Annotated in this window: 22 protein-coding genes; 11 read left to right on the top strand and 11 right to left on the bottom strand. The window is 35.3% G+C overall.

Going from position 1 to position 21,633, the window contains the following annotated elements:
- Positions 1 to 24 precede the first annotated feature (24 nt).
- The 3 genes from PLX19_RS04910 to PLX19_RS04900 all read left to right on the top strand — a co-directional run bounded on the left by PLX19_RS04910 (position 25) and on the right by PLX19_RS04900 (position 3,592).
- Entirely contained in the window at positions 25 to 543 is a 519-nt protein-coding gene (locus PLX19_RS04910) for a YjcG family protein (RefSeq protein ID WP_272187374.1), read from the top strand.
- Between the two features lies 1 nt (position 544).
- Entirely contained in the window at positions 545 to 967 is a 423-nt protein-coding gene (locus PLX19_RS04905) for a GNAT family N-acetyltransferase (protein WP_272187372.1), read from the top strand.
- Positions 968 to 1,534: 567 nt separating this feature from the next.
- The gene (locus PLX19_RS04900; RefSeq protein ID WP_272187371.1) at positions 1,535 to 3,592 is read left to right on the top strand and encodes an ATP-dependent helicase; all 2,058 of its coding nucleotides are present in this window, start codon (positions 1,535 to 1,537) and stop codon (positions 3,590 to 3,592) included.
- Positions 3,593 to 3,712: 120 nt separating this feature from the next.
- On the opposite strand, the gene PLX19_RS04895 is transcribed toward PLX19_RS04900, so the two are convergent.
- On the bottom strand, positions 3,713 to 3,892 hold the full coding sequence (locus PLX19_RS04895) for a cytochrome C oxidase subunit III (protein WP_429755887.1): 180 nt from the start codon (positions 3,890 to 3,892) through the stop codon (positions 3,713 to 3,715).
- 64 nt (positions 3,893 to 3,956) lie between these two features.
- The gene (locus PLX19_RS04890; RefSeq protein ID WP_272187369.1) at positions 3,957 to 4,316 is read right to left on the bottom strand and encodes a DUF1360 domain-containing protein; all 360 of its coding nucleotides are present in this window, start codon (positions 4,314 to 4,316) and stop codon (positions 3,957 to 3,959) included.
- A gap of 135 nt (positions 4,317 to 4,451) precedes the next feature.
- Between PLX19_RS04890 and PLX19_RS04885 the strand changes: the two genes are divergently transcribed.
- Positions 4,452 to 4,901: a CotY/CotZ family spore coat protein gene (locus PLX19_RS04885; RefSeq protein WP_272187368.1), complete on the top strand. Its 450-nt coding sequence runs from the start codon at positions 4,452 to 4,454 to the stop codon at positions 4,899 to 4,901.
- A 53-nt stretch (positions 4,902 to 4,954) separates the two neighbouring features.
- Here the strand turns inward: PLX19_RS04885 and PLX19_RS04880 are convergent, their stop codons facing one another.
- Together PLX19_RS04880 and PLX19_RS04875 are read right to left on the bottom strand one after the other, a co-directional pair.
- Complete coding sequence (locus tag PLX19_RS04880; RefSeq protein WP_272187367.1) at positions 4,955 to 5,500, bottom strand: CotO family spore coat protein; 546 nt, start codon at positions 5,498 to 5,500, stop codon at positions 4,955 to 4,957.
- Positions 5,501 to 5,910: 410 nt separating this feature from the next.
- Positions 5,911 to 6,852: a hypothetical protein gene (locus tag PLX19_RS04875; protein ID WP_272187366.1), complete on the bottom strand. Its 942-nt coding sequence runs from the start codon at positions 6,850 to 6,852 to the stop codon at positions 5,911 to 5,913.
- 25 nt (positions 6,853 to 6,877) lie between these two features.
- On the opposite strand from PLX19_RS04875, the gene PLX19_RS04870 reads away from it, so the two are divergent.
- Positions 6,878 to 7,369, top strand: a complete 492-nt coding sequence (locus PLX19_RS04870; protein ID WP_272187365.1) for an exosporium glycoprotein BclB-related protein — start codon at positions 6,878 to 6,880, stop codon at positions 7,367 to 7,369.
- A 501-nt stretch (positions 7,370 to 7,870) separates the two neighbouring features.
- Here the strand turns inward: PLX19_RS04870 and PLX19_RS04865 are convergent.
- From PLX19_RS04865 to PLX19_RS04840, 6 genes are all read right to left on the bottom strand, one after another.
- Positions 7,871 to 8,080 (bottom strand): NAD-dependent epimerase/dehydratase family protein, encoded by a 210-nt coding sequence (locus PLX19_RS04865; protein ID WP_272187364.1) that lies wholly within the window; start codon positions 8,078 to 8,080, stop codon positions 7,871 to 7,873.
- Positions 8,081 to 8,210: 130 nt separating this feature from the next.
- Entirely contained in the window at positions 8,211 to 8,564 is a 354-nt protein-coding gene (locus tag PLX19_RS04860; RefSeq protein ID WP_272187363.1) for an NAD-dependent epimerase/dehydratase family protein, read from the bottom strand.
- Between the two features lie 23 nt (positions 8,565 to 8,587).
- Positions 8,588 to 9,529 (bottom strand): glycosyltransferase family protein, encoded by a 942-nt coding sequence (locus PLX19_RS04855; RefSeq protein WP_272187362.1) that lies wholly within the window; start codon positions 9,527 to 9,529, stop codon positions 8,588 to 8,590.
- Positions 9,530 to 9,602: 73 nt separating this feature from the next.
- Positions 9,603 to 10,568 carry a glycosyltransferase family 2 protein gene (locus PLX19_RS04850; RefSeq protein ID WP_272187361.1) on the bottom strand — a complete coding sequence of 322 codons (966 nt, stop codon included), beginning with the start codon at positions 10,566 to 10,568 and terminating at the stop codon, positions 9,603 to 9,605.
- A 39-nt stretch (positions 10,569 to 10,607) separates the two neighbouring features.
- Complete coding sequence (locus tag PLX19_RS04845) at positions 10,608 to 11,798, bottom strand: DegT/DnrJ/EryC1/StrS family aminotransferase (protein ID WP_272187360.1); 1,191 nt, start codon at positions 11,796 to 11,798, stop codon at positions 10,608 to 10,610.
- 431 nt (positions 11,799 to 12,229) lie between these two features.
- Positions 12,230 to 12,886: an acetyltransferase gene (locus PLX19_RS04840; protein ID WP_272187359.1), complete on the bottom strand. Its 657-nt coding sequence runs from the start codon at positions 12,884 to 12,886 to the stop codon at positions 12,230 to 12,232.
- 280 nt (positions 12,887 to 13,166) lie between these two features.
- On the opposite strand from PLX19_RS04840, the gene PLX19_RS04835 reads away from it, so the two are divergent.
- From PLX19_RS04835 to PLX19_RS04820, 4 genes are all read left to right on the top strand, one after another.
- Positions 13,167 to 14,438, top strand: coding sequence for a glycosyltransferase family 2 protein (locus PLX19_RS04835; RefSeq protein WP_272187358.1), 1,272 nt, complete (start codon positions 13,167 to 13,169; stop codon positions 14,436 to 14,438).
- Between the two features lie 238 nt (positions 14,439 to 14,676).
- Entirely contained in the window at positions 14,677 to 15,201 is a 525-nt protein-coding gene (locus PLX19_RS04830) for a hypothetical protein (RefSeq protein WP_272187357.1), read from the top strand.
- 269 nt (positions 15,202 to 15,470) lie between these two features.
- Positions 15,471 to 15,776, top strand: coding sequence for a CGEA protein (locus PLX19_RS04825; RefSeq protein WP_429755897.1), 306 nt, complete (start codon positions 15,471 to 15,473; stop codon positions 15,774 to 15,776).
- Positions 15,777 to 15,842: 66 nt separating this feature from the next.
- Positions 15,843 to 16,817: a CgeB family protein gene (locus PLX19_RS04820; protein ID WP_035437572.1), complete on the top strand. Its 975-nt coding sequence runs from the start codon at positions 15,843 to 15,845 to the stop codon at positions 16,815 to 16,817.
- Positions 16,818 to 17,184: 367 nt separating this feature from the next.
- Here PLX19_RS04820 and PLX19_RS04815 read toward each other — a convergent pair whose 3' ends face one another.
- Positions 17,185 to 18,459, bottom strand: coding sequence for a glycosyltransferase family 2 protein (locus PLX19_RS04815; protein ID WP_272187356.1), 1,275 nt, complete (start codon positions 18,457 to 18,459; stop codon positions 17,185 to 17,187).
- Between the two features lie 679 nt (positions 18,460 to 19,138).
- Here PLX19_RS04815 and PLX19_RS04810 point away from each other — a divergent pair.
- Both PLX19_RS04810 and cysC read left to right on the top strand, forming a co-directional pair.
- A complete protein-coding gene (locus PLX19_RS04810) occupies positions 19,139 to 20,932 on the top strand; it encodes an SLC13 family permease (RefSeq protein WP_272187355.1) in 1,794 nt (597 codons plus the stop codon).
- A gap of 88 nt (positions 20,933 to 21,020) precedes the next feature.
- Complete coding sequence (cysC, locus tag PLX19_RS04805; RefSeq protein ID WP_231559751.1) at positions 21,021 to 21,626, top strand: adenylyl-sulfate kinase; 606 nt, start codon at positions 21,021 to 21,023, stop codon at positions 21,624 to 21,626.
- The last annotated feature ends 7 nt before the right edge of the window (positions 21,627 to 21,633 follow it).

Genomic DNA, 21,633 nt, shown 5'->3' with positions numbered 1-21,633 from the left:
TCAGACAAGGGGAGGAATTTAGAGATGAAACTAGGTATTGTAATTTTTCCATCAAAAATGATTCAAGATAAAGCAAACGGTCTGCGTAAGCGTTATGATCCACATTATGCATTAGTTCCACCACACATTACATTAAAAGCACCTTTCGAAGTAGCTGATGAAAAATTAGAAACGATTGTGCAAGAGCTTCATACAATTGCAAATAAAACAAACACATTTACATTACATGTTGGAAAAGTGAGCTCATTTGCACCTGTAAATAATGTTATTTATTTTAAAGTAGAAAAAACTCCTGAATTAGCATTCCTAAACGAAGAAATGCATAGCGGTATATTCACACAAGATCGCGAATATGCTTTTGTACCGCACCTTACAATTGGACAACACTTATCAGACGCAGAGCATGCAGATGTTTTAGGTCGCTTAAAGATGAAAGATTTCTATTATGAGCAACCAATTGATCGTTTCCATTTACTATATCAACTAGAAAATGGAACATGGTCAGTACACGAAACATTCCATTTAGGAAAGGAGCAACAATAATTTGCAAATTATAGTCGTACAAAATGAAAAACAACTAGAAGATGCCTTTTCTGTTCGTAAACAAGTGTTTGTAGATGAACAAAAGGTTGCAGCCGAAGAAGAATACGACGAACATGATCACGCTGCAAAACATGTTGTATTATACGATCAAAACGTTCCAGTTGGCGCTGGACGCTTTCGCACCGTCGATGGTATTGGGAAAATGGAACGCATTTGTGTCTTATCATCTCACCGCCAAAAAGGCGCTGGCAAGATGATCATGGACGCATTAGAAGTTCTTGCGAAAGAAGAATCTCTTCCAAAGCTGAAACTTCATGCCCAAACACACGCTGAGCCGTTTTATCATAAGCTTGGATACGAAACAACTTCTGATGTATTTATGGAAGCTGATATCCCGCATGTTGTCATGATAAAAAATCTATAAAGTGAAACTAAAGTGGAAGCGCCTTGTTTGGCGCTTCTTTTTATATTTCTACTTCCTTTCGTAACGTACTTTTCTCTTTACTGCTGAATATATGATGGACCCGAAATCAAACTATTCTTGCGATAACAATACTAATCGCCAAGTTTATTTCATAATCATCAAATGGGAACAGAGTTTTGACATAAGGAGGAAACTCCTTTATGACTTCTAATAAGAAACCTGAACTGACAGGACGTATCGTTGTACCAGGTGACATAGAATACCATGCAGAAAATATTTTCAAATTCCCTCAAAGCATTCCACCCGCCAACTAATAAACAATCTTTTCTTTACACAAGCACTCATTTTCTCTCTTTGTTTTAACTCCGCAGCAGGAAAAGAGGCTTCCTGCTTCTACGCACGGCCAGTCCCTCTCTTCCCTCTAAAAAAAGAGAGTTTTAATAGGTTTCTCAATCTGTATTTCTATCCTCCACATTCAATCACATTACTGACCTACTTTTTTACATTGCCATTTCCCCTATCTTCCGCTAAAGTTATAAGTTGATGCTACTTATTGAAGGTGAAATTATGACTAAGGAAAATTTTTCGCAAAAATCATTAACCCATTCGAATATACCTCGCGCAATTTATCATATTCCGAAAACATCTACGGACTTAATTCATCAAAACGATGCGGATGTTACTTATTTTCGCGCTCTTGAAAAACAAGGAATATATTTAAATGAAAAGCAATTAGAAGCTGTTCGTCAAACTGAAGGGCCCGTTCTTACATTAGCTGGTGCCGGCAGCGGAAAAACATCTGTCTTAACAACACGCGTTGGCTATTTAGTCAATGTAAAAGGTGTTCACCCGCGCAACATATTGCTGCTTACCTTTACACAAAAAGCAGCGGAAGAAATTCGAAGCCGCGTAGCAACATTACCTGGTATGACACCCGCAGCGAGCCGATATCTTGTTGCTGGAACATTCCATTCTGTATTCTTAAAGTTACTTCGCAGCCAAGGATACAACCAACAAATTTTAGCAAATGAAAAACATAAACAAATTATTATAAAGAAAATTTTAAAAGAACTTCGATTAAAAGATGACTATGACGCGGAAAGTATGCTAGCAATGATTTCACTTGAAAAAAATAAATTAAATAGACCGAAAGATGTACAAGCTAAAACACCTGTGGAACGTGAATTTCAAGAAGTGTATCATCGCTATGAAGACGTAAAACAAAGTCATGGCTATTTAGACTTTGATGATATTTTACTTGAAACGTTCTATTTGCTAGAAAATAATGCCGCTTTATTAACGCAGCTGCAAGGTCGCTTTCAATATATTGAAGTGGATGAATTTCAAGATACATCATACGCTCAGTATGAAATTGTAAAATTATTAGCGGCGCCGCAAAACAACTTATTTATCGCGGGGGACGATGATCAAGCGATTTACGGCTGGCGCGGAGCTAGCCATCAAATTATTCTTTCTTTCCCAAAAGAATTTGATGATACAACCATTATTACTTTAAATACAAACTATCGCTCGAACCCATACATCGTTGGCCTTGGTAATGAAGTCATTAAGCTAAATCAAGAACGCTTTAACAAAGAACTGTACTCCGTTCGCGAAGAAGGCATACAGCCGTTTTATTCAAGACCAGCAACAACATTGGATGAAGCGAATCAAATATTGCAACTAATTCAAGATAAAGTAGCAAGTGGCCAGCGACGCTATACAGACTTTTGCTTATTATACCGGACACATTCTGTAAGCCGTTCCTTACTCGATCAGCTTACGATTCATAAAATACCGTTCGTCAAATACGGAGCAAGCCAATCATTTTATGAGCACTCCCTTATTAAACCGGTATTAGATCAACTACGGTTGGCCTTTGAACCATTTCGGTTAGAATCGCTCGCAAGCATTTTGCCAACGATGTATATCGGACGCGATGAATGTATATCATTTATTGAACGAGAACAATGGAAATACGGTGAAGGACGTTTCCCTTCCCTTTTACATTTTCTTTTACTCAATCCGAATTTAAAGTCGTTCCAAGTAAAGAAAATCAATGATCGTATTGATTTTCTGAAATTTATTAAAGAACTGGAACCGAAAAAAGCATTAAAAGAAATTATTAAAGGAAAAGGACAATACTTAGAATATCTGCAAAGCAATGACCGCTCTTCTTTCACAATGCAAAAAGAAATACAAGAGGAAATGCTTGAAGAGCTCATTGAATCCGCAAATCGCTTTTCCGACATTCCAGCGTATTTAGAATTTGTAAACGTAGCAATACAAAATCAAAAAGAAATGGAAGCATTAAAAACAAGAGTCCAGCAAGATGCTGTCTCGCTTATGTCAATTCATAATGCCAAAGGTCTTGAATTTCCATGCGTTTTCTTACTCGGTGCAAGCGATGGAATATTGCCGCATTCCTCATCATTAAAAGATGCAAACGACCGTGTCACTGATACCTCCGAAGCATTAGAAGAAGAAAGACGCTTAGCATACGTAGCAATTACACGAGCAAAAGAAGAATTATACATTTCTTCTCCGCAGTTTTTTAGAGGAAAAAAACTTGATGTTTCGAGATTTTTATTTTTGACGAGAGATGACCTACAAAAAACAAAATAACATATGACGTAAAGATTTCTAAAATAAAACAAAAAATACCCTGTTTTTTCTTACCCAAAGGATAAAACAGGGTATTTTTTGTTCAAAAGCAGACTCATTATTTACATGTTTCATTATTTATTAATACCTATTTTTCTTTCCACCACAGTTACAACCTTTTTTCTTCACATATCCTTGCTGTTCTAGTTGCTGCCCTTGTTGTTGCTCTTCTTGCTGCCCTTGTTGCTGTTGCTGCATTTGATACCAATATTGAAGATTATTATATGGATTTGGTTGCTGATACTTCGCCATGGCAAACATCTCCTCTATTTTTTAACACTCTCTTTACTATATGAACAACCTTTCTGTTTCGTTCCTTCATTTCTCACTCATTCAGCCATCGAATTACAATCGTTTCAATTATCGCTGCAACCCCAGCAACTGCTAATAATAAAATAATGGGCTCTGCTACTTTCGGAATCCATTCATAACATAAAAGTAATAGAGCGCTCACCCATATCCCTGTACACCAATAACAACTTAACAATTCCCCAAAAAATTTACGTAAACCCGCTTCTTTTATTTTCATATACGTTGAAACCGAACCATCCTCTTCTGTAATCTGTATTTCTTCAATAAAAGGCGCACGTATAAAAGATGTAATTTTATCAAAGACCAAAAGGCGTGTTAAACGAAATACTGCACATGAAAAAATAAAAAACATAAGCCAACTCTCAAAAAACAAGTTCCTCATCTCCTTTTCTTTCCAGCTAAATACAGGCTTATCCTTTTAAAAAAACAACTTGAGAGCAGTAACCGATTTACCTCGCATTCAATATTCTATTAGTGTAATCAAAACTTATGATAAGGAGTGAAAAGAATGGGTAACAATGATGATAAAAAGAGTATGCACATCAATTGCGTATGTGATGTTGTAAACTTCATCAATGAATTACAAGATTGCGCAACAAGCACATGCCCGACAGGATGCGATGTTCCATTCCTTGGTGCACATCAAGGCTCTAGACTCGCTAATACACGCCCATTTATCTTATTTACTAGTGAAGGAGATCCATTCAAAGTATTTATTCCTTCCGCTAATACTACAGATTGTACTACGTTGGTCCTTCGCGTAGAAAGTGTAGACGATTGCTGTGCAGTATTACGTGGATTAGAAGTACAAAACGTACCACCTGATCAAAATCCAATTTGTTTCTTCTTAAATAACCCTAATGCTACACTACAAGCAACAAATTCTGTTGTAACTGTTGATCTAAATTGTTTCTGTGCAATTCAATGCTTACGTGATGTACACGTTGCAGGCGTATAATGTGTAAACAAAAAAACTATTGAGGTGGTAGGAATCCTACCACCTTTTCGACATTATAGCCCCGTCATGCGAATCGATACTACCTCTTCTATGTTTAAAGGAAAATTCCCAATATGGCTTGGTATCACCATTTGCAGCACTCCATTTTCATAAGAAGTAATAACCCCTACATAAGAAGCTTTTTCTGTTTTCACAATACATTTTACATTTGGTATATAATGAGGTTGATTTAACAAGAAATAAATTTTTTCCTCGTTATTCATATCTTTAAACGATTTATTCTGCCATGCGCTACTTGAAGATTCTACAAATGATTCCTTATCTTGCTCTAGACTCTCTTCTTCCGTTGGATCTATTTGCACATTATGTTGATCAGCCACATGCATTTCTTCTACACCCCCTTGAGTTTGTTTTCTCTTTTCCATATCTTCTGTTTCACTTTCCTTTACTTCTTCTATTTCACTTTCCTTTACTTCAGCAGTTCGTTCTATTTGTTTCACAATCACACTTTGCTGCATATGGCGCTGGAGTTTATATAAATCTAAATGATGAATATATAATAACGGTTGATTTTCTATTTTCTTTATTTGTTTCCCCACCATCTCCATCCCCCTTTTTACTAAAACATACGTTATTACAGTTATATTCATACAGAACGGAGAAGTTTCGTTAAAAATCACTTCTTTCTCTATGTATATAAGGCATTTTCCCCATTCCCTTAAAACTAGAAGCTGGTCTATAACCATTCTTCACTTCTCTCCATTAAATAAATTTAGAATATACGAAGCAATAAAACTATGTTTCCTTGTATTATTTTCTATCTGTATTTTAGCCCTTGCATGTGACAGGGGAAAGATTCCTTTTCTCTATCAAGAAATCTCCCATTTAGAGAGATAACCCAGTACCAATCTCTCTTATAATTCATAAAATGTATGGAATTGACTATTTTATTAAACAAATAAGGAGGATTCAATTTGGGTAATTCGAATAATAACAAATGCATACCGTTTCAATGTGCATTTCCTATACCAGAACCTGGACCGACTGGACCGACTGGGCCGACTGGACCGACTGGACCTGGACCTATTGGGCCGACTGGACCGACTGGGCCGACTGGGCCGACTGGGCCAACTGGACTGACTGGGCCGACTGGACCGACTGGACCGACTGGACCGACTGGGCCAACTGGGCCGACTGGACCGACTGGGCCAACTGGACCGACTGGGCCAACTGGACCGACTGGACCAACTGGGCCAACTGGGCCGACTGGACCGACTGGGCCAACTGGACCGACTGGGCCGACTGGGCCGACTGGGCCAACTGGGCCAACTGGGCCGACTGGGCCGACTGGGCCGACTGGGCCAACTGGGCCAACTGGGCCAACTGGGCCGACTGGACCGACTGGGCCAACTGGACCGACTGGGCCGACTGGTGAAACTGGACCGACTGGGCCAACTGGACCGACTGGGCCAACTGGACCGACTGGGCCGACTGGGCCGACTGGTGAAACTGGACCGACTGGGCCGACTGGGCCAACTGGGCCAACTGGACCGACTGGGCCAACTGGACCGACTGGACCGACTGGGCCAACTGGACCGACTGGACCGACTGGGCCAACTGGACCGACTGGACCGACTGGGCCAACTGGACCGACTGGACCGACTGGGCCAACTGGACCGACTGGACCGACTGGGCCAACTGGACCGACTGGACCGACTGGGCCAACTGGGCCAACTGGACCGACTGGACCGACTGGACCGACTGGTGAAACTGGGCCGACTGGGCCAACTGGACCGACTGGGCCGACTGGGCCAACTGGACCAACTGGGCCGACTGGACCAACTGGGCCGACTGGACCAACTGGGCCGACTGGACCAACTGGGCCGACTGGACCAACTGGGCCAACTGGACCAACTGGGCCGACTGGACCGACTGGACCTGCTTCTATCATTCCATTCGCATCAGGTGGTCCCGCTGTGCTGACTACTCTTGCTGGTGGATTGCTAGGTACTGGAAGTCTAATTGGATTTGGATCTTTTGTTCCTGGTGTAGGTATTTTAGGTGCCGATCCAAATACTAGCCTAACTCTACCACTTGTAGGGATAGCCAATGAAGCATTTGTAGTTCCACGTAACGGAACAATCACATCAGTCTATGCACACCTTTCCGCTATAGCAATTGTCAACCTTGGAACTAGTGCAACAGTTCGAGCTCAGGTATATAGAAATACAAACCCTAACGACAACACCTTTGATGCAATTCCTTCTACTCTTGTCACTTTAAATCCAAATATTACAGGACCAATTGGAACTTTCCAAAACCTCTTTAATTCTGTTACTGGATTGACCGCATCTGTAAACGCTGGCGATCGTTTATTAATGGTGTTTACTGTAACTTCAGTCAGTACGTTAGGTCTTGTTACGACTGTGACAGGTTATGCAAGTGCTGGCATTACAATTGACTATTAGTGCTACAATACCTCAATAAAAACAGGCTGTGGAAAATTGTTATCCACAGCCTGTTTTTGAGCCTTTTCTATTTTTCAATACTAATCAAAAACATTATAATGAGGATGTAACATTTCTTATGAGAATCAGAGCTCATTTTACAATATTAAGAAAGTATGAAATAAACTATATATCCATGTTGACTTTCCGAAATATAAGTCGATGCTATAAAGACAATATAATCTGTACCTGCGTTCTTCCTTTGTTTTAAATCTGACATGTAATAGAAAAAGGCCCTGCCCGTTTCTATACACGTTCAGATGCCCTCGTTCCTCTCAAAAAAAATGAATTTTATGTCGTTTTTTAACTTATATATAAATCCAAACCTTTTATACTTTCTTGAAAAAAGAAATTGTTTCTTCTAATCCTTGAAACAATGAAAATTTTGGTTGCCACATTAAGTTTTTCTTTGCATGACCATTTAATAAATAACTATGAACAATATCTCCTAGTCTTTCATCTTTATATATTTGTGTCTCTTTTTTTCATTAAGCTGCAAATTACACTGATTAGTTTATTAACTGAAGTTCGTTGATTAGAGCTAATATTACAGACTTGACTATCTGCATTCGTGGGAGCTAAAAAGTTAACATGTACCACATCTTTAACAAAAATAAAGTCTCTTGTCTGCTTACCATCACAATATACAATTGGAATAATATTCTTTAACAAACCGTAAATAAAAATAGAAATTACTCCCGCTTCTCCCTCTACATTTTACTTTGCACCATAAACATTAGAATATCTAAGAATTGTATACTTTAAACCATAAAAGGATAAAGGACTAAGCCGATGCTTTTCATCAATCGGTAAATATTGAGGTCACCATATACAGCAACAGTTGAAGCATAAATAATTTTTTCACGTTATACTTGATACAAGATTGCAAAATATTTATAGTGGTCATCACATTTTCACTACAATTGTAAAATGGCTGCTTCACAGATTGCTGTACGGACACTTGTGCCGCTTGATGTATTACAAAATCTGGTTTTTTAATCATAAAAATTTTATTAATATTCGGGTCTCGTATATCAAAATAGTAGAAAATAGCTTGAGGTGGAATATTCTCCTTATACCCTGTAATTAAATTGTCACCAACCACTGTCTCCACATTGTTTTCCAACAATGCGGAGACCAATAAAGCCCGCTCCACCTGTAACTAAGGCTTTCAAATGGTTATCCTTCTTTTACTTTTAATATTTCATGAATCATCTCTTTTAGTTGTTGAGCCCGTTGGGTAGTTGCATGCTTTTCTTGTACGAGTTCAAATCCATTCTTACTAATTTCTTCTCGTTCTTCGTCATGTGTCAAATAATAATTTGCCTTTTCCATAAAATTATTTTCATCTATTTCAACAAAATGCACCCCTGGCTTTAAACCTAAATCTAAAATCTCATCTGAACTTGGAGCAAGTAATAAAGTGTTACATGCTAATACTTCAAAGTATTTTAAAATTGTATATCCATATATTGAATTGCACGTGAAAAATAATTTCGCTCTATTTATTTCCTTTGCATAACTTTCGCGAACAAATACATTTTGAAATTCTTCATTATCAATATTTCTATAGCCCGGATGTCCATGATATATAAAATTTGCTTCATTTTGATAAGTTTCGAGGATTTTACATCTTAGTGGATAATAATACGGAATGACCGCTCCCATTAATAGCATATCAATATCTTTTTTTTGACCGTAGTCCTTAAAGATTTCGGTATTGACATGATGAGGAAACCATTTGATTTTATGAGAAAAATCAGGATAAAACTTATGAAAAGCATCTCTATAACACGTAAATATATTTTCAACGTTTTCATGTTTTATTGCAGCATATGTTTTAGCAGGATTGTGATGTAAATCTTCTATATATATTCCATATGGAATTTTTAAATTACGAAGTCCCGTAATTTTTGGTGCATTCGCCTCTGTGTCAAATAAGTAGATTAATATAAAATCAGGTTTAAAATGAATAGTATTAAGAATATTAGAAATGTCACCATCTTCATTCCAAACAAATAAGTTTGTAATTTTTGAAAGTTCTTCTTGAAGATAAAAAGGTGCCGTATGAATCCACTTACTGTAGTTTCTAATAATTAACAATAGGTTGAACTTTTCCACTCACTCTCTCCACCTTATATCTATTTTTCATGTAGATTGCACTTTCTTCCATTAAAAATTGAACGTTATACTTCTATTCCCAATGTAGACGATTTGTAATCCAATAAAATACAAGAGGATGCTTTTCTGAAATACTCGTTAGCAATTGTAATGCATTACTTTTTTGATTATTGAACCACATTATTTCAAAGCGCCAATTCACATATTTATATACTCGTATAGTTAACCATTCAGCTAATTGACTTTTATCTAAACCTAGCTCTAATGCATTAACATATAATTCTTCAAGATCTTCAATCGTTCCATAATCACCCTCAGTTGGCATGTTAAAACTTAAACTATTTTTATGGAAACGATACACACCGACATGATCTGCAATAAATCCAATATCACCAATTAACATTAATTTCAAATACAAAAATAGATCTTGGCATTCTGATTTTTCCATAAAGCAGCACATGCGAATAGCGTCTTCTCTTCTAAATACTGATGTTAATGTACTTGTTATATGAGGATAACTACCAGTTTCATAGTTTAAAAAGTAATCACTACCTTTTGTAATCGTAGGTATATCTTGTGTAATTGGTCTGCAGTCTCTTGAATCAACATCAAAAAAATGTAAATTCGCAAAAACAAGTGAGACATTAGGATTTTCTTCAAGCAACGCTACAGCCTTACTAATATAATTATTTTGCGTAAGATAATCATCGTGATTAATACACAATATATATTTACCATCTGCATGTTCATGAAGTAATTTTCGGCCGTTCATCCTTGAACCTAAATTCACTTCATTTCGAATATATCTAACTTTCGGATTCTCGTCATATCGTTTCATCATATCTTGTGTACCATCAATTGAACAATCATCAGCAACAATAATTTCTAAATTGGGATAATCTTGACGTAACACACTATCGACAGTTTCTTTTAAATACTCTTTCATATTGTAAGCTGCAATAATAACATTTACTTTTGGAAGAGAATTGGCATAATTTATTACCTTATCTATTTGTTTATTACTATCTAAATTGCTCATAATCACAATCCCTCCCTAAACATTTTTTCTTACTGCCTCCTAATCCTTCTCCCATTCCAATTCAACTAGTTCCGGGATTGTTTTAATTATCATACAAATTTTTTCTACATCTCCAACTTGTAATTCACCGTATAACGGCAACACTAAAACTTTATTTGCTATTTCTTTCGCAATTGGTGTTTTCCCTGAATCATACTGATCTTTATAACAGATAAAATCACTTGTTAATGGCGAAAAATATTTCCTTGTAAATACGTTATACGACATTAAACGTTCATATAATTGATTACGATCTAGTCCATAGATCGCTTCATCAACCTCTATGGAAAAATACGAATAATTATATTGGACATTCTCCATTTCTTCTATAAAACGAATACCTGGAATGCTTTTTAATTGATTACGATACATACTTGTTATTTTTTTTCTTCTATTCATTTCTTCGTTTATATGTCGGAGATTCAAAATACCCATCGCCGCTTGAAATTCGTTCATTTTAGCATTTAAACCGACTAAGCTAACCTCTCCCGAACTTTTATACCCAAAATTTTTATACTGATTTAATGCTTCTGATAATGTTTCATCATGATAAGTAAGTATTCCACCTTCAATAGAATGAAAAACCTTTGTTGCATGCATACTAAACATAGATATATCGCCAAATACGCCAATTCCTTTTCCGTCTACTTTTACACCAAAAGCATGGGCTGCATCATATATAACCTTTAAATTATATTTTTTTGCTATTCTTTCAATTTCATAAACATCGCAAGGAATGCCAAAAACATGTACGGGTATAATTGCCGAAGTATGTTCAGTAATTAACGATTCAATTTTTGAAACATCTAAATTATAATCATGTTTATTTACATCACAAAATACTGGAATTAATCCATTCATGGAAATGGCGTGGGTTGTCGAGGCAAATGTAAAAGGTGTTGTAATCACCTCTCCTGTTAACTGCAAAGATTTAATTGCAACATCGAGCGCCATATGCCCATTTACAAATAGTGTATTCCTTTCAACACCCAAATATTTCCTTACTCCCATTTCGAATTGTTGATGTAGCAGTCCATTGTTTGTTAAATATCGATTTTCCCAAATTTGTTCTATTAAACGAGAAAACTCTTGAAATGGAGGAAGAAAAGGGGAAGTAACATAAATGGGTTTAGAGAACTTTTTAATTTCGATAATACTCAGCCTCCTTTCATAATTTGAACGTTCATTCATAATAGCTCTATGCTACCACTATTATCAATTCTCCCTTCTATACATATGTAATTTCGCTCTAATTCTACTTTAAGTAAAATATTTAGGTTTTCGGAATCATTTCATATACGATCATAAATTACCTTGTAATTATGGCACCCTCTTATCACACAACTACTAGCTCCTAAATACCGTTTTCAAAAAAAGTAATGTTGTTACAATTTATGTGAACTATACATGTTTTGCCACAACAAGGTCATGACTCATATATAGTCACTTACCATATCCCTTAATAAATTATTTTCCCATTTAATTCAAAAAAATTTCTCATAGTGATAATAAACAATTATGACGAAAGCTTTAAAAAATAAAAAAGGAGCTGACTCAAAAGAAATGTAGATATCTTTTGAGTCAGCTCCTTTTCCAGGAAATATTCTGAATTCCCTCTGAACTTATAAATATTTATCTCCCTTTTCTCTAGATTTTATTTTTGTTGCTGGTACGCCAACCGCAAGTGCATAAGAACCGATATCTTTTACAACTGTCGCACCGGCACCAATTACAGTATGCTCTCCTATTGTAATGGAATGAATTACATTTGCTCCTAAAGAAACAACAGAATAATCCCCAATCTTAACGTTCCCTCCCAAAGTAGCACCTGGTGCGATAGTCGCATAATTATCAATTACACAGTCATGATCTATACTAGAATTTGTATTAACAATGCAGTGTGCTCCTATTCGCACGTTACTATTAATTACAGCTCCGCCCGCTACTACCGTTCCTTCACTAATAATTACATCTTCACTAATAATAGCAGATGGATGAATAGCACAAATAAACAGAAACTCTGGAATAATAGCCTTTACTTTCTCCACTATTCCCCTTCTTATCCAATTATCTCCTACAGCTACAATTCCCCCTTGAATATGATCTTTAACAGATAATAGATTGGATTCATCACCTATTACTTCATAACCGTAAACCACTTCATTTTGTGAACGATAGCCATCAACTATTCCATAAATCTCATAATCTCCAGCTCGTCGAATGACATCAATAACAACCTTGGCATGACCTCCTGAGCCAAAAACAACAATTTTTTTCACGTTCTTCACTTCCTCGTATGTCACTAAAGACGATTAACTCATTTCTTATTTGAATTTATATTTATATACAAGAAAATTACTTATAATAATTATTTATGATTTTCGTTTCTTTATTATGAATACTTAACATTGGAAATGAACTGCCCACTACCTTCACATAGATTATGTTTACAGCATATGATAAATCTAACGTACCTCTATTTTTCGCTCGAATGCTCTACACTCATATCTACATGTGCTAATACAATCTTTATTAGCTTGATAGAGAGGAGAAAAGATAATGGTAAGAGAGATATCAAAAACACTTTCACACAAAAAATCAGAAAAGAAATTATGCCTTTGTATGATTGTAAAAAATGAATCAAAAATTATAGAAAGATGTTTAGATTCTGCGAAATCAATTATTGATTTTGTTTCGATTTGTGATACGGGTTCGACTGATCGTACACCTGAAATCATTAGAAATTGGTGCAACAAAAATAATATACTTGGTACTGTGCATCATGAACCTTTTAAAAACTTTGGATATAATCGAACTTTAGCTGTACAGTTAGCCCAAGCAACTTATCCAGAAGCTGATTATTTATTGCTACTTGATGCTGATATGATCTTAGAGGTTCAGTCTGACTTTGATAAGTGTACCTTAAATAAGGATCATTACCTTACTATGCAATATGATAGCAACATTAAATATTGGCTGAGTCGCCTTCTCAAGACATCTTTACCATGGGCATCTGTTGGAGTTACACATGAATATTGGGATATAGACTATTCTAAATTAGGGGCTAATCAAGGGACTTCCTCTTATACAACCGGAAAGCTCGATAGCTTAATTATCTACGATCAAGCAGACGGCGGCAGTAGAAGTGATAAATTCGAACGGGATAAACGTTTACTTTTAGAAGGGATTAATAATCAATCAACACCAATTTATTTAAAAGTTAGATACATGTTCTACTTAGCACAAACATTATCTATTCTCAATGAATTAGAGGAAGCTATCATATGGTATAAAAAAAGAGTGGATGCTGGTGGATGGGAAGAAGAAGTATTTTACTCCTTATTCAAAATAGGTCTCTGTTACGAACGCTTAGCTGATCAATGTTCTTTCAAACGCGAACAATTAATCCAAGAATCCATAAAAGAGAATTCAGTTCTTGATCAATCCATAATAACTAACCTCGTTGATCAGGAAGAACAGTTTTTTGCCCTTGCGACTATTTATCTTCAAAATTCTTGGGAATACAGACCTAGCAGAGCTGAACCTTTATACCACCTTGCAAAACTATATCGATATAAATCTAAAAATAACGTCAGTTTGATGTATGCATTACATGGGAAAGAAATACCTTTTCCGAAAGACGATATTCTATTTGTAGATTATCACGTCTATGATTATCTTTTTGATTATGAAATTTCCATATGCGCTTATTATAATGAAAATAAACGCAATTTAGGCCGCACTGCTCAGAAATGTCTTGAAGCCAAAATAAAACAATTACCTCCGAATATAGCTTCATATGTAGAACAAAATACAAAGTTTTATGAATAATATATGAAAAATTGAGCGATCAAACACTTCTTAAAATTGAGCGTACATTGGTGCAATATGAATGTTTTTATAAATTCTCCAGCACCCTTATACGGTTCCCCGCTAAATTCATCCCCCCCCTTGCTACGCCTACATCAACAGATAAGTCCCCATTTTCAACAAAAAATAGGGACTTATCCATAACAATTTAGCTTGTTATTTCATTAAATGTATTAAGAAACTTAAAAGAGGTGAAAAAATGAATAACCATTTCAATTGCCCTCCGTCATTTCCTGTCGACTTCCCCGCACCGCCTCCTCCAGCATATGGATTTATATTTACTGAAGTAGCACAAACACTTGCTAATGGCACAAATACTATAACTTTCCCTTCAAGCGGTCCACTAAATAACACAGTAAATACAACGAATGGATTATTGATTAACGTACCTGGGGTATATCAAATCGACTATACTGTAACTTTCAATATCCCTTTTTCAGTTATTCCCCCTGACTTAGTCGATTTCACTGGAGTATTAACCTCTACTACCGTTCCTTCTCAAATTCCTGGTTCATTCTCTAGGGTCGCAGACTCAACTGTAGAAGCAATTCCAGGTACTGGAGGCGGTGGATTTACAGGTCGATATGCCGGTATATTAACTGGCTCTGTTCTTTTCAAAGCAACTACTGGTACTATCATTGGCGTTGATGTTATCTGGGAAAAACTAGATTTAGATTCTGCACAGGTTCAATTCGCTTCTCTACGAGCGGTACAAGTTGTTTAACTACTTAACTAACTTCTAAATTTCTATTATATGTACTATTCCAAATATAATGGGTTCAGCTATGTCTGTTACAATTCAATATATGATCGGTCTAGGCTTCTTAAGCCTAGATTGCTTCATTAATAGTTTCAAAGGATTTATAGAAAATGTCCTCTCTCCAAGAATTTTCTTATTTAGAGAGACCATTGTCTTATCAACTAATAAAACTGTACATCTTTCATCATGAACCCTAAAACATTATATGAATTAAAAGGAGGAAATATTTATCTATGGCACAAACATGTGATGGAAGCGCATGCTTTATATTCTCTACATTACCCCCAGGAACTGTTGTAACCATTGTAGGTAAATCAGGTCATATGTATGGACCTGCTACTTTTGCATTATTTGACCCGCAAGGTTGTGTAGTTACATTACTAGAGGAAGACATGACAACTCCAAGTTCTACTATTATTCTGCAAATCGGCTGTAACGATATTGAAAGTGTCTCGTACAGTCCAGAAATTCCAGGAGGCGGTGGCGATCGGCCAACAGCCTCAACAGTAATTTTTGGAGAACAAGAAGATCGTTTTTAATATAAATTTTCAGTAACAACTGCTCAAGAGATTTTTATGAAGCAAAACTCTAATTGGTGGTGCATGGTGAAATTATTATATATCTCTTCCGGCTACCCAAGAATTTACGAATATTTTGATCAAGGTATAAAAGCTGGGCTAAGTAACAGTGATTATGAATGGCTTCACTTTCATCCATTAGAGAGTATAGAGAAGTTAAAAATGATTGTTGCTAATTTTCAGCCCCAACTGGTTTTAACAATATTAGGAGATCACCTCTCCTTATCAGCTATTCAATATTTAAAAGAAAATGATATCAAACTGGCATGCTGGCTAACCGAGGATCCTTTTTATATTGATAAAACTATTCAAATGATTCATAGGTTTGATTATATTTTTACCATTGATAATGGTGCTCTCAAGCACTATCAATCTATTCATCCAGATGTCTTCCATTTGCCATTAGGAACAAATGCAACAATCTTTAAGCCCCTTCCTGTTGAAAATATACACAAAAGTGATTTACTTCTTGTAGGATACCCATATCCTACAAGGGTAAATTTTATTCATTTTCTTTTAGAAAATACTAAACATCAAATAACACTCGTCGGAAAAGGTTGGTATAACAGACTACAAAAAAAATGGAGAGACAACCCGAGAGTTATCATTAAAGATACATGGATTGAACCACAAAAGATCTCTTATTATTATAATGGAGCGAAAATTGTATTAAATCCTCATCGAACTCACAATTTTTGGCTTAACCAAAATACGCATGGAGTTATTAGCGAAAGTATAAATAACCGAACATTTGATATTGCATCCTGTGGGGCTTTTCAACTAATAGAAGAAAAGCCTGATCTTCGTTCCTTCTTTACCGAAGAAGAAATGATATCTTATCTAGATTACGAGGATTGCTTACACAAATTAGGTATCTATATGGATGACGAAGAGCAAAGGAAGACCATCGCCCAAAAAGCTCGAAAAATAGTGATAGAGCAACATACATTTGGTCATCGAGTTAAGAACATAATTAAGACTGCTTCAAAAACGGTTTTATAACTTTCCTTCTATGTGCATATAGTTATTCAGGCCCATAGCATAACTAATTTATTTAACCTCTAAATCAAAAATCATCGGTTGTATTACCGATGATTTTTCACTTTCTATAAAATAAAAATTCCATCAGTGGGAATTTTCTTCATCACCCACTGATGGTTAGTTAAACCAATCGGACACATTCCAGCAGTTAGCCCCCACCTATCTTCTTCGCTCTTCTCTGAAGCTTGAGGTGGCGGTCTTACTACCCACGAATAGCGGAATAAAAATCCGGTGGTTGCAAGAAGAAAAGGATATTGTATAACTGTGAAATCAAAATTGAGAGTAAGAGGGGGAATTAACAATTTTATAAAAAGCAAAACTGCCGGTGCTATTTAAGAAATCTGGTAAGATACAAACTAATCGGTTCTCCTTTTTCAAATTTCTCCATCTCAGTTCTTGAAACATATATGCAATCATTTAAAAGATTAAGCTTTTTCAATATTTTTTTATCAATAAGATGAAGCTTACAATTCATTGTAATGGAACATTGTTTATTATATATAAATACCTTATTTTCCGGCAAGCAAGTATTCTGCGATAAAATAGGATAGATCGGCAATCCTTGAGGTATATGATCTAGTAAAGTTGAGTTTATTTTAATAACTTCATAAAAAGAAAATTTGAATTTACGAAAAGCTAAAACATTCATTATCGGTCGTTTTTTATTATTTTCGAGATAGAAAAATTTATTTTGTTCACTTTGAATAATACGTAAATTTGGAATAATAGTTGGCTTATCAATAGGTGGACCTTCTACGTATCCATATAAAAAAGAATCAGGTATCATAACTATCTTCTTTAAGTTATACTTAAAATACGTAAACATCTCATTTGTAATGAGCCTTCTTTGCTGCTGATCAATCAGAAAAACCTGTGGATTCTCCCCTTTTATCAAAGTCCCATTCGGAATTTTTATAGGTAAATTATTATATAGATTTTGAATAGAGTAAGGTGTTTTGTATGTTATATCAAGCACTATATCGATAGGATGGAATGGCTGAAAAGTGTTTAATTTCTCCCAGAAATCCGCATCTCCATTATACCAATGAACAGGACTTTCATCCCAATATTCCCCATACTTCTCCCGAACTTTCTCTAAAATTGCACGTGTATGCATAACTGAACAGTGATCAACAACGTTAGCTGCTTGATATAGTACATGCTGAGCTCTGCTTACTCTTTCGGAAAGGAGCTTCAATTGGTTGTTTACAAATTTCACTTGTTGCGAAGAATAAATAATATCTATCTTGGCATTTATATTAAAAAAAGATACCATTTCTTCTAACCTCTTCGGAACATAGACGGTGTCGTCTGTTAAATAAGAAATGTACGTTCCTTTTGTTAACGGAATAGCTTTATTGATAAGTACGGCATACCTCGTCTTTTTATAACGTTCCTCGTCCTCTATGAAGCTATTTATATAAGTGATTCTTGGGTCATCTAAATATTGTTTAATAACATTTACTGTTTCTTCATTCGAATGATCATCCATTATAAAAAGTTCCCATTCATCTAAAGTTTGTCTTAACACACTTTCAATCGCTTTCCCCACTAATGCAGGTTTATTATAACTAGTAAGAATAATTGACACTTTTGGATTCAAAAATCATCCCCCCTCTACAGTCAATCGTTTTACTCATAAAGTATTCATGTGTTCACTCAATCAAAAATATTCTTAATTAAATAGAACTGACAGATACTTTATACTGCTTGTCACCTTTTAACTGCCATACTATTTGTTATTTTCTAGTATACTAAATACCTTTATAAATTCCACAGCCTTTCTAATGTTTCAACGTAAGAATAAAACCTTTTCAGCAATAGCTATGTAGAATTTCAAGAAGGCAGAACTAAAAAATAAAGTTTAAGGATGTCTGCTCACCATTTTCAAGTATTGATATAATTTATACAAAGTTAGTATCGAAATAAATTCCCGGAAAATTCTAAATAAAATTCAATTCCTTCATACTTAATAAAAAATACTAAGTCCTTTCCTACAAATCTAGCTTACAAATGTATAAGTTCACAAAAACAGTGTCAATTCACTAAAAATAACATATAAAGATAATGACTGTTTTATATAATGGAATTGATAAAACATTGGGATATATAGTTACGGGTTTTTCATCTATGCATTCTATAACGAAAGTAAAGATACGATAAAGTATTAAGGCACTAATCTAAGCTACTCTCCTTTAAGTGATTTAACCAAGATGTTATTGTTCTATCTTTTACATGTTCAATATCCCTCAGTTAAAACAATTTATGAATAGGTGAATCATATGACCATTCACGGTATAATTACACTCCTCATTATTTTTATTACATTTATAGTTTTAATGTGCGAAAAATTTCCAGCTGATATCGTTATGTTCAGCGGACTAGTTTCTTTAATGATGTTTGGAGTCCTAGCTCCCTCTGAGGCTTTAGATGGGTTCTCAAATGAAGGAACATTAACAATTGGAGCCTTATTAATTATAGCTTCTGCCGTTAATAAGAACGATTTCATCAAACAAATTCCACGGTTAATAATCGGTCATGAGAGAAGTCATAAAAAAGCAATTCTTAAGTTGATGATACCTGTAGCTAGTCTCTCCGCATTTATTAACAATACACCAATTATAGTAATTCTTACACCAATAATAAAAAATTGGGCGCAAAAAATCGGCCTAGCTCCGTCAAAACTGTTAATTCCCTTAGCATATGCAGCTAGTATGGGGGGGATGTGTACATTGCTCGGCACATCTACAAATATTGTTGTAAACTCATTACTAAAAAAACAAGGTAATCATGGACTTTCTATGTTCGAATTAGGAATCATCGGCATCCCATGTACTGTAATCGGCATTCTATTTATGGTGTTTATAGGAAGCAAACTCCTTCCTGAATACAAAAAAGGAAGCAAAATAGATGAAGAGAATAAAAATGCATTTTTAGGAGAAGTTCAAGTTGAATCAAGTTGCCCACTTATAGGAAAAACAATTAAGCAAGCGAACTTACGTAACCTTGCAGGCTTATATTTAATTGGAGTTATGAGAGACGAAAACATAATAATCCCAATTTCTGGAGATTATATACTAAATCAAAGTGACTGTTTGTTATTTACAGGAGACATTTCTACCATTTCCAACTTGGAAAAAGTTGAGGGTTTTACATTACACCTCAGTTCTAGATTAAGTCTCGAAAACTCCTCCAATAATGACATCACTCTTTCAGAAATAGTAATATCCAAACAATCTTGTTTATCCAATCGAACCGTTAAAGAAATTCAGTTTCGCTCAAAATACAACGCTGTTGTAATTGCTGTTTTTCGGAACGGTAAAAGAACCCTCTCAAAAATAGGGTCTATTCGGTTAAAAACGGGAGATATTTTATATATTTTATCCGAAAACAAATTTTTTATAGAGAATCAATACTCTAATGATTTTTACTTTCTTTCCCACGAAACTGGTTCCCCTAAAAATCCTTCTAGAAATCAAAAGATAACCTCCTTTATTCCTCTTTTTATCTTCCTTCTCATGATATTATGTGCAGGAATAGGGATTCTACCGATTTTAACTGCTTCTTTTTTAAGTGTTATCTTATTATTCATTACAAAGTCCATTTCAGTACAAGAAGTAAGAAAGTATATAGATTTACGCTTACTTATCATGATTGGGTCATCTCTTGGAATGGCAAGCGCCTTGGAGAAAACAGGAATCGCAAATTACTTCGCTAACACACTCGTAGGCGAAACCGCAACATTTAGTCCAACAGCATTACTTGCTATCATTTATTTACTCACATGGATTAGTACGGAATTTTTATCAAACACGGCGGCAGCTGCCTTCATTTTCCCTATTGCTTATTCCGTTGCTAAACAACTGTCTTTAAGTCCCGAACCTTTTATTATAGCTATTACAATCGCTGCCTCTGCTAGTTTCGCTACACCTACAGGATATCAAGCAAATTTAATTGTTTATCAAGCAGGTGGCTATAAATTCATAGATTTTCTTAAAATAGGTCTCCCGCTTGGTTTCCTTTTCATGATTATTTCTGTCCTACTCATCCCATACTTTTGGCCGTTTTATATGTAAATAAAACAAACACAAACTAACTTTGTATTGTCAAAAACGTTCTTGATTACTAAATCATTTTTTACTTCATATGAAAGGAGAAATTTTTTTGGAAAAACAAACAAATTTATATTATCATCACTTTTCAATTACAAAAAAGGATCGACAAAATTTGCATAAACATAAAAGCTGCATTGTTTGGTTTACAGGTTTATCAGGATCTGGAAAATCCACAATTGCCAATATCGTTGAAAGTAAGCTGCATCAATTAGGAATTTCCACTTATATTCTTGATGGAGATAATCTCCGAAAAGGATTAAACCAAGATCTTAGTTTTTCAGTAGCAGATCGCAAAGAGAATATCCGCCGCGTAGGTGAGGTATCAAAATTGTTTGTAGACTGTGGCATTATCGTGTTGGCAACATTTATTTCACCATACCGCAACGATCGTGAAGCGGTTAGAAATAATGTACATCCTGACGAGTTTATTGAAGTTTATATCGACTGCTCTCTAGAAAATTGCGAAAACAGAGATCCAAAAGGCTTATATAAAAAAGCTAGAAGTGGAGAAATTATCGAATTTACCGGAATTTCCTCCCCTTATGAAAAACCACTTAATCCAGAAATTACTCTTGATTCTAATCGTTGTTCAGCTGAAGCATGCGCGATACAAGTCGTAGATTTTCTCAAAAAACATCACTACTTATCAATTTAAGGAGGAT

The organism is Bacillus sp. BP-3, assembly GCF_028401955.1.
Taxonomy (GTDB): domain Bacteria; phylum Bacillota; class Bacilli; order Bacillales; family Bacillaceae_G; genus Bacillus_A.
The sequence above is the reverse complement of the archived record's forward strand: the minus strand, read 5'-3'. Positions and strand labels throughout refer to the sequence as shown.

Excerpts from the sequence above, each read along its gene's own strand:
- PLX19_RS04910 (WP_272187374.1), top strand. The coding sequence starts at position 25 with ATGAAACTAGGTATTGTAATTTTTCCATCAAAAATGATTCAAGATAAA.
- PLX19_RS04900 (WP_272187371.1), top strand. The coding sequence starts at position 1,535 with ATGACTAAGGAAAATTTTTCGCAAAAATCATTAACCCATTCGAATATA.
- PLX19_RS04895 (WP_429755887.1), bottom strand. The coding sequence starts at position 3,892 with ATGTTTGCCATGGCGAAGTATCAGCAACCAAATCCATATAATAATCTT.
- PLX19_RS04885 (WP_272187368.1), top strand. The coding sequence starts at position 4,452 with ATGGGTAACAATGATGATAAAAAGAGTATGCACATCAATTGCGTATGT.
- PLX19_RS04875 (WP_272187366.1), bottom strand. The coding sequence starts at position 6,852 with ATGATAGAAGCAGGTCCAGTCGGTCCAGTCGGCCCAGTTGGTCCAGTT.
- PLX19_RS04850 (WP_272187361.1), bottom strand. The coding sequence starts at position 10,568 with ATGAGCAATTTAGATAGTAATAAACAAATAGATAAGGTAATAAATTAT.
- PLX19_RS04845 (WP_272187360.1), bottom strand. The coding sequence starts at position 11,798 with ATGAATGAACGTTCAAATTATGAAAGGAGGCTGAGTATTATCGAAATT.
- PLX19_RS04835 (WP_272187358.1), top strand. The coding sequence starts at position 13,167 with ATGGTAAGAGAGATATCAAAAACACTTTCACACAAAAAATCAGAAAAG.
- PLX19_RS04830 (WP_272187357.1), top strand. The coding sequence starts at position 14,677 with ATGAATAACCATTTCAATTGCCCTCCGTCATTTCCTGTCGACTTCCCC.
- PLX19_RS04825 (WP_429755897.1), top strand. The coding sequence starts at position 15,471 with ATGGCACAAACATGTGATGGAAGCGCATGCTTTATATTCTCTACATTA.
- PLX19_RS04810 (WP_272187355.1), top strand. The coding sequence starts at position 19,139 with ATGACCATTCACGGTATAATTACACTCCTCATTATTTTTATTACATTT.